The organism is Amaricoccus sp. W119 (assembly GCF_047275745.1).
In the GTDB taxonomy this organism is placed as follows: Bacteria; Pseudomonadota; Alphaproteobacteria; order Rhodobacterales; family Rhodobacteraceae; genus Amaricoccus.
This window is the reverse complement of the sequence record NZ_JBKQWU010000111.1, coordinates 1-6,386: the sequence shown is the minus strand read 5'-3', so window position 1 is coordinate 6,386 and position 6,386 is coordinate 1. Positions and strand designations below refer to the sequence as shown.

Here is a 6,386-nt window from a genome sequence, read left to right as displayed (position 1 = left end):
GTCCCGACCCAGGGTCCGGCCGTCAGTCGGGCAGGATGCGGACCGCGCCCTTGTCGGCGGAGGCGGCGAAGGCCGCGTAGGCCCGGAGCGCCGTCGTCACATTGCGCTTGCGCGGCGCGGCGGGCTTCCAGCCGAGCCTGTCCTGCTCCGCGCGCCGCGCCGCCAGTTCGTCTTCCGGCACGGCGAGGTTGATCGTCCGGTTCGGAATGTCGATCTCTATCAGGTCGCCATCGCGCACCAGCCCGATCGCCCCGCCCTGCGCCGCCTCGGGCGAGGCATGGCCGATCGAAAGTCCCGAGGTACCGCCTGAGAACCGCCCGTCGGTCACCAGCGCGCAGGCCTTCCCGAGTCCGCGCGATTTCAGGTAGCTCGTCGGATAGAGCATCTCCTGCATCCCCGGACCGCCCTTCGGCCCTTCGTAGCGGATCACCACCACGTCCCCCGCCTCGACCTCCTTGCCGAGGATGCCCTTGACCGCCGCGTCCTGGCTTTCGAAGACCACAGCGGGGCCGGTGAACTTCAGGATCGACTCGTCCACGCCCGCCGTCTTCACGATGCAGCCGTCGAGCGCGATGTTGCCGGTCAGCACCGCGAGCCCGCCGTCCTTGGAGAACGGATGCTCGACCGAGCGGATCACGCCCGTCTCGCGGTCGAGATCGAGCTCGTCCCAGCGCGCGGACTGGCTGAACGCCTCCTGCGTCGGCACGCCGCCGGGCGCCGCGCGGTAGAAATCGCGCACCGACTGGCTCTCGGCACGGCTGATGTCCCAGCGGTCGATCGCCTCGCCGAGCGTCGGCGTATGCACGGTCGGCGTGTCGCGGTGGATCAGCCCGCCCGCGTCGAGTTGCCCGAGGATCGCCATGATGCCGCCGGCGCGGTGGACGTCCTCCATATGCACGTCGCTCTTCGCGGGCGCGACCTTGGAGAGACAGGGCACCTTGCGCGAGAGCGCGTCGATGTCATCCAGCGTGAAGTCGATTTCGCCCTCGTAAGCCGCGGCGAGGATATGCAGCACCGTGTTGGTCGAGCCCCCCATCGCGATATCGAGCGACATGGCATTCTCGAAGGCGCGCTTGTTCGCGACATTGCGCGGCAGCACCGACGCGTCGTCGTCCTCGTAGTAGCGCCGCGCGAGATCGACCGCGAGATGCCCCGCCTCGACGAAGAGCCGCTTCCGGTCGGCATGGGTCGCGAGTGTCGAGCCGTTGCCGGGCAGCGACAGGCCGAGGGCTTCGGTCAGGCAGTTCATCGAATTCGCGGTGAACATGCCCGAGCAGGAGCCGCAGGTCGGGCAGGCCGAGCGTTCGATGACCTTCACATCCTCGTCCGAGACCGCCTCGTCGGCGGCGGCGACCATCGCATCGACGAGATCGAGCGCGACCGTCTTGCCCTTCAGCACCACCTTGCCCGCTTCCATCGGCCCGCCGGAGACGAAGACCGCGGGGATGTTGAGCCGCATCGCCGCGTTCAGCATGCCGGGCGTGATCTTGTCGCAATTCGAGATGCAGACCATCGCATCGGCGCAATGGGCGTTGACCATGTATTCGACACTGTCGGCGATGATCTCGCGCGAGGGCAGCGAATAGAGCATGCCGTCATGCCCCATCGCGATGCCGTCATCGACCGCGATGGTGTTGAATTCCTTGGCGATGCCGCCGGCCGCCTCGATCTCGCGCGCGACGAGCTGGCCGAGGTCCTTCAGATGCACGTGGCCGGGCACGAACTGGGTGAAGGAATTCACCNACCGCGATGGTGTTGAATTCCTTGGCGATGCCGCCGGCCGCCTCGATCTCGCGCGCGACGAGCTGGCCGAGGTCCTTCAGATGCACGTGGCCGGGCACGAACTGGGTGAAGGAATTCACCACGGCGATGATCGGCTTGCCGAAATCGCCGTCCTTGACCCCGGTCGCGCGCCAGAGTCCGCGGGCGCCTGCCATGTTGCGGCCGTGGGTGGTCGTTCTGGAACGATAGGCTGGCATCTGGCTCTCGTCTTTCCTGTGTCGCTCCGGCGCGGAGCCGCGTCGTCGCCGGTGTAGCCCAGATTCGCGGGAACTTGAACAGCGGACCGGCGGGTCCCGCTCCCCCCCGAAGCGCCGCCAAGCACCCGCGGGGCTTGTCCGGGGAAGCGAGAGGATATACATTGGTCTCGCGTATATCCAAGGGGGCGGTGATGCTTGTATCGAAATGGGGCAACAGTCTCGCGGTACGCCTGCCCGCCGCGGTCGTCGACGAGCTGAACCTGCGCGAGGGCGACGAGATCGAGATCCATGTCGAGGCCGGGCGCCGCTTCGGGGTCCGGCGCAAGCCCGATCCGGAAGCGATCCTCGCCGAGCTGCGTGCCTTCCGCGGCCGCCTGCCCGCAGATTTCCGCTTCGACCGAGACGAGGCGAACTCCCGGGGGGCGGAAGCTTGGAGGACAGACGCCGGCGGGGAGTGAGGCCGGGCATGGGTCCGCGGTTCTTCGACACGAATGTGCTCGCCTATCTCGCCTCGGCCGATACGGCGAAGGCGGATATCGCGCAGGGTCTGCTCGCGGAGGGCGGCACGGTGAGCGTGCAGGTGCTGAACGAGCTTGCCAATGTGGCACGTCGCAAGATGGGCCTGTCCTGGGTTGAGACGGAGTCGTTCCTCGCGATGATCCGCGCCTTCGTGACGGTCGAGCCGCTCACGCTCCGGACACATGAACTCGGCCTCGCTCTCGCCGAACGGCACCGGCTGTCGCTCTATGACGCGATGATCGTCGCAGCCGGGCTGATCGCGGGCTGCGAGACGCTGTTCTCCGAGGACATGAGCGACGGGTTCACGATCGCCCGCCAGATGACGATCCGGAATCCCTTCGCCTGACCGCCGCCAATAACAAGGAAACGGGGGCCGCGCCGGCCCCCGCCCTTCTTCAGAAGAATCGCCTCAGTTGCGGGCGGCGTAGTCGTCCATGTTGGCCGGCGTGACGAGTTCGAAGGGGATGTAGACCTTCTGCTCCACTTCCTCGCCGTTGATCAGCTTCAGCGCCGTCTCGATGGAGCCCTGGCCCTGGCCCTTCGCGTCCTGGTAGACGGTGACATCCAGGGCGCCGGCGGACATCGCGGCGAGGCCGTCCTGCGTCGCGTCGATCCCGGCCACGACCTTCTCGTCCATCGCGACGCCGGCCGACTGCATCGCCTGGATGGCGCCGAGCGCCATCTCGTCGTTGTTGGCGATGACCGCGTCGTATTCGATGCCGCCCGAGAGCCAGTTCGTCATGATGTCGAGCGCCTGGGCGCGCTGCCAGTTCGCGGTCTGCTCCTCGGTGATGGTCATGAAGGAGCATTCGGGCGTCGCGATCACCTCGCGGATGTCCTCGGTCCGCTGGCGCGAGGAATAGCTCGAAAGCTCGCCCATCAGCACGAGCACCTCGGCGCCATCCTCCTTGCCCGCTTCGCGCAGCTGGCGGCAGACTTCCTGGGTCTGAAGCGTGCCGGATTCGCGTTCGTCGGAGGCGACGAAGGCCTGGTTGTCGGGCAGGGTATCGACGTTGATCGGCTGGTAGTTCACGTAGACGAGCGGCACGCCGGCCTGCTCGGCCGCCTGGGTCATCGCGACCGTGGCGTCGGTATCGACCGCGTTCACGATGATCGCCTGCGCGCCCGAGGCGACGAAGTTCTGGATCTGGCTCAGCTGCTTGCCGATGTCGCGCTGAGCATCCTCGACGATGAGCTCGACCCCGTGCTCGGCGGCGTATTCGGACATGCCGTTCCGGAGCAGGGTGAGGAAGTTGTCGTTGAACTCGGCGATGGTGACGCCGATCATCTGCGCCTGCGCGCCCGTGGCGGGAACGGTGGCGAAACCCGCGGCCAGGCCGAGACCCAGGGCCGCCGTGCAGAGACGCGGGCCGAGACGCATGGCGGCGCCGCGCGAGAACGTGGTGAAAGACATTGTGACCTCCCGTTTGTGGCTTGTGGTGTCCCGGCGGTGGTTCCCGCCGGGTTCGTTTGGTTTCAACTCCCGAGCGCGCGAAGCGCCTCGGCGGATGTCCTGAGCTGGGCCCCCAGCACGTCGCGGAAGCCCTCCCCCTTGTTCGTGTTGAAGGGATCGGGACCCGGCGCCGCCGGTTCGATGATGATCGGACCCGCGTAGCCGATGGCGTCGAGCGCCGCGATCTGGGCCGCGAAATCGGTGTGACCCTCGCCGAGCGCCTGCCGGTTCGAATCGGCGGCGTGGTAGAGACCGATCGCACCTCCGCCCGCGCGCAGCGCCGCGGCGGGGTTCGGCTCCTCGATATTCATGTGATAGGCGTCGGGCAGCAGGCTCAGATTCTCCGCGCCGACCGCTTCGAGCAGGCGAAGCCCCTCGGCGACGGTCCGGACCTGATGGCTCTCGTAGCGGTTCAGGATCTCGAAGACGACCGGCAGCCCCTTCTCCGCCGCGAAGCCGCAGATGCGCCGCACGCTCTCGACGAGCAGCGCGTCCTCCTCGGCCTGGGTCGAGACGGGACGGATCCGGGTGACGAGCCCGTGGCAGGAGATGCGCGGCGCGCCCGCGCCCTGATCGAGCGCGACGGCCCAGTCCATCAACCGGCGGTAGTAGTCCACCGCCGCCGCGCGGATCTCCGCGTCGGGATGCGAGATATCGGCGTCGCCGGGCGTGATCGAGAAGATCTTGAGGCCCTTCTCCGCGAAGATCCGTCCCGCCTCGGCCGGATCGATGCCATCGATGTCACCATGCAGCTCGACGCCTTCGAGGCCCGCCCGGGCGATACGTTCGGCCATCTCCGGCAGGGCTTCGCCGCCGAAGATCCAGGTGCAGCAGCCGGTCTCACGCCGCATGGGACACCTCACGCGCCATCACCTCGGCGATCGCGACCGTCTCGCCGCGCTTCGCGGAAAGCGTCGCGGCTTCGGCGCAGGCGAGCGCGGCCACGCCTTCGACGAGCGGAACCGGCATCGCCGAGCCGGCTTCGACCGCCGCGACGAAGGCCCGCCATTCGGCGGCATAGGCGCGGGCATAGCGCTCCAAGAAGAAATACTCCGGCTTCGCCGACAGCGTTCCCGCCGTCGTGATCTTCTCGACGGTGCTTTCCAGCATGTTCTTCGCGCCGAGAAGGCCCTCGGAGCCGAGAAGCTCGACCCGCTGGTCATAGCCATAGACCGCGCGGCGGCTGTTCTTGATCACCGCGACCCGGCCATCGGCCCAGGTCAGCGTGGCGACGGCGGTATCGACATCGCCCGCCCCGCCGATCTCCGGATCGACGACCGAGGTCCCGACGGCGGTCACGCGCTCCGGCGCGCCGCCGAAGATCCAGCAGGCCATGTCGAAATCGTGGATCATCATGTCGCGGAAGAGCCCGCCCGAGACCTTGATGTAGGAGACCGGCGGCGGCGCCGGGTCGAAGGAAGTGACGGAGAGCAGTTCGCCCTTGCCGATCTCACCGGCGTCGAAGGCGGCCTTGAGCCCGGCGAAATTCGGATCGAAACGGCGGTTGAAACCGACCATCACCGGCTTTCCGGTGCCCTCGGCCGAGGCGAGGCAGGCGAGCGCGCGGTCGAGCGAGAGGTCGACCGGTTTCTCGCAGAGCACCGCCTTGCCGGCGGCGGTGGCGCGTTCGATCAGATCGGCATGGGTATCCGTCGAGGTCGCGATCAGCACCGCGTCGATCGCGGGATCGGCGAGGATCGCGTCGATGCTCCGCGCTTCCGCGCCATTCGCGGCGGCGAGCGTCTCGGCGGCCGCGGCATTCACATCGGCGACGGCGACGAGACGGCTGTCCCCGTCCGCGGCGATCGAGCGGGCATGGACCTGGCCGATACGGCCGGCACCCAGAAGAGCGACTTTGAGCATCCGGAAACCTCCCTTGGACGTGTTCGCGATTCGCGTTGAACATGGTGATGCCCGAATTTGCACGCGCGAGCAAGACAATAATGCACGCGTGAGCAATGCTCATATGCACGCGTAAGCAAATCGTGAATGCACGCGCGAGCAATTCTGCTTTCCGCCCGCCTTCGTTTCGGCTAGACTCGCGATCATGAGCGATGAGGGTTCGGAATTCCTGACGGTGACGGCGGATGAGGTGGCGGCGCTCGCGGGCGTGTCGCGCTGGACGGTGGCGCGCGCCTTCAAGAAGGACGCGTCGATCTCGGCGAAGAGCCGGCGCAAGGTCATGGAAGCGGCGGAACAGCTCGGCTACGTGCCCGACCTGCTCGCGGCCTCGCTCGCCTCCGACCGCTCGAACCTCGTGGCGCTGATGCTCGACGACTTCGAGAACCCGCACAAGCTCGTGATGCTGGAGCGGCTGACCCGCGTGCTCACGCGCGCCGGCTTCGGGGTCCTGCTCGTCAACATGCTCGACGACGACGCATCGACCGCGCTCATCTCGGCGAGCCAGCGCCGGGTCGATGCCTCGGTCGTCATCG

6 protein-coding genes and 2 pseudogenes are annotated in these 6,386 nt (G+C 67.6%); 3 read left to right on the top strand and 5 right to left on the bottom strand.

What is annotated here, in order from left to right:
* Positions 1-22: 22 nt before the first annotated feature.
* A pseudogene (ilvD, locus tag ACLJK8_RS21665) lies at positions 23-1,741 on the bottom strand (dihydroxy-acid dehydratase); the annotation flags it as partial.
* 4 nt (positions 1,742-1,745) lie between these two features.
* Positions 1,746-1,979, bottom strand: a pseudogene (locus ACLJK8_RS21660) (dihydroxy-acid dehydratase); the annotation flags it as partial.
* A 191-nt stretch (positions 1,980-2,170) separates the two neighbouring features.
* Here ACLJK8_RS21660 and ACLJK8_RS21655 point away from each other — a divergent pair.
* Positions 2,171-2,437 (top strand): AbrB/MazE/SpoVT family DNA-binding domain-containing protein, encoded by a 267-nt coding sequence (locus ACLJK8_RS21655; protein ID WP_413152506.1) that lies wholly within the window; start codon positions 2,171-2,173, stop codon positions 2,435-2,437.
* Between the two features lie 8 nt (positions 2,438-2,445).
* Positions 2,446-2,844, top strand: a complete 399-nt coding sequence (locus tag ACLJK8_RS21650) for a PIN domain-containing protein (protein ID WP_413152505.1) — start codon at positions 2,446-2,448, stop codon at positions 2,842-2,844.
* Between the two features lie 63 nt (positions 2,845-2,907).
* On the opposite strand, the gene ACLJK8_RS21645 is transcribed toward ACLJK8_RS21650, so the two are convergent.
* The 3 genes from ACLJK8_RS21645 to iolG form a co-directional block, all read right to left on the bottom strand.
* Positions 2,908-3,879 (bottom strand): sugar ABC transporter substrate-binding protein, encoded by a 972-nt coding sequence (locus ACLJK8_RS21645; protein WP_413152507.1) that lies wholly within the window; start codon positions 3,877-3,879, stop codon positions 2,908-2,910.
* A 95-nt stretch (positions 3,880-3,974) separates the two neighbouring features.
* Positions 3,975-4,802 carry a sugar phosphate isomerase/epimerase family protein gene (locus ACLJK8_RS21640; protein WP_413152503.1) on the bottom strand — a complete coding sequence of 276 codons (828 nt, stop codon included), beginning with the start codon at positions 4,800-4,802 and terminating at the stop codon, positions 3,975-3,977.
* On the bottom strand, positions 4,792-5,814 hold the full coding sequence (iolG, locus tag ACLJK8_RS21635) for an inositol 2-dehydrogenase (protein WP_413152501.1): 1,023 nt from the start codon (positions 5,812-5,814) through the stop codon (positions 4,792-4,794). Before iolG ends, ACLJK8_RS21640 begins: the two co-directional genes overlap by 11 nt.
* A 184-nt stretch (positions 5,815-5,998) precedes the next feature.
* Here iolG and ACLJK8_RS21630 point away from each other — a divergent pair.
* A partial coding sequence (locus ACLJK8_RS21630) for a LacI family DNA-binding transcriptional regulator (protein WP_413152499.1) occupies positions 5,999-6,386 on the top strand: 388 nt, incomplete at its 3' end.

Excerpts from the sequence above, each read along its gene's own strand:
- ACLJK8_RS21655 (WP_413152506.1), top strand. The coding sequence starts at position 2,171 with ATGCTTGTATCGAAATGGGGCAACAGTCTCGCGGTACGCCTGCCCGCC.
- ACLJK8_RS21650 (WP_413152505.1), top strand. The coding sequence starts at position 2,446 with ATGGGTCCGCGGTTCTTCGACACGAATGTGCTCGCCTATCTCGCCTCG.
- ACLJK8_RS21645 (WP_413152507.1), bottom strand. The coding sequence starts at position 3,879 with ATGCGTCTCGGCCCGCGTCTCTGCACGGCGGCCCTGGGTCTCGGCCTG.
- ACLJK8_RS21640 (WP_413152503.1), bottom strand. The coding sequence starts at position 4,802 with ATGCGGCGTGAGACCGGCTGCTGCACCTGGATCTTCGGCGGCGAAGCC.
- iolG (WP_413152501.1), bottom strand. The coding sequence starts at position 5,814 with ATGCTCAAAGTCGCTCTTCTGGGTGCCGGCCGTATCGGCCAGGTCCAT.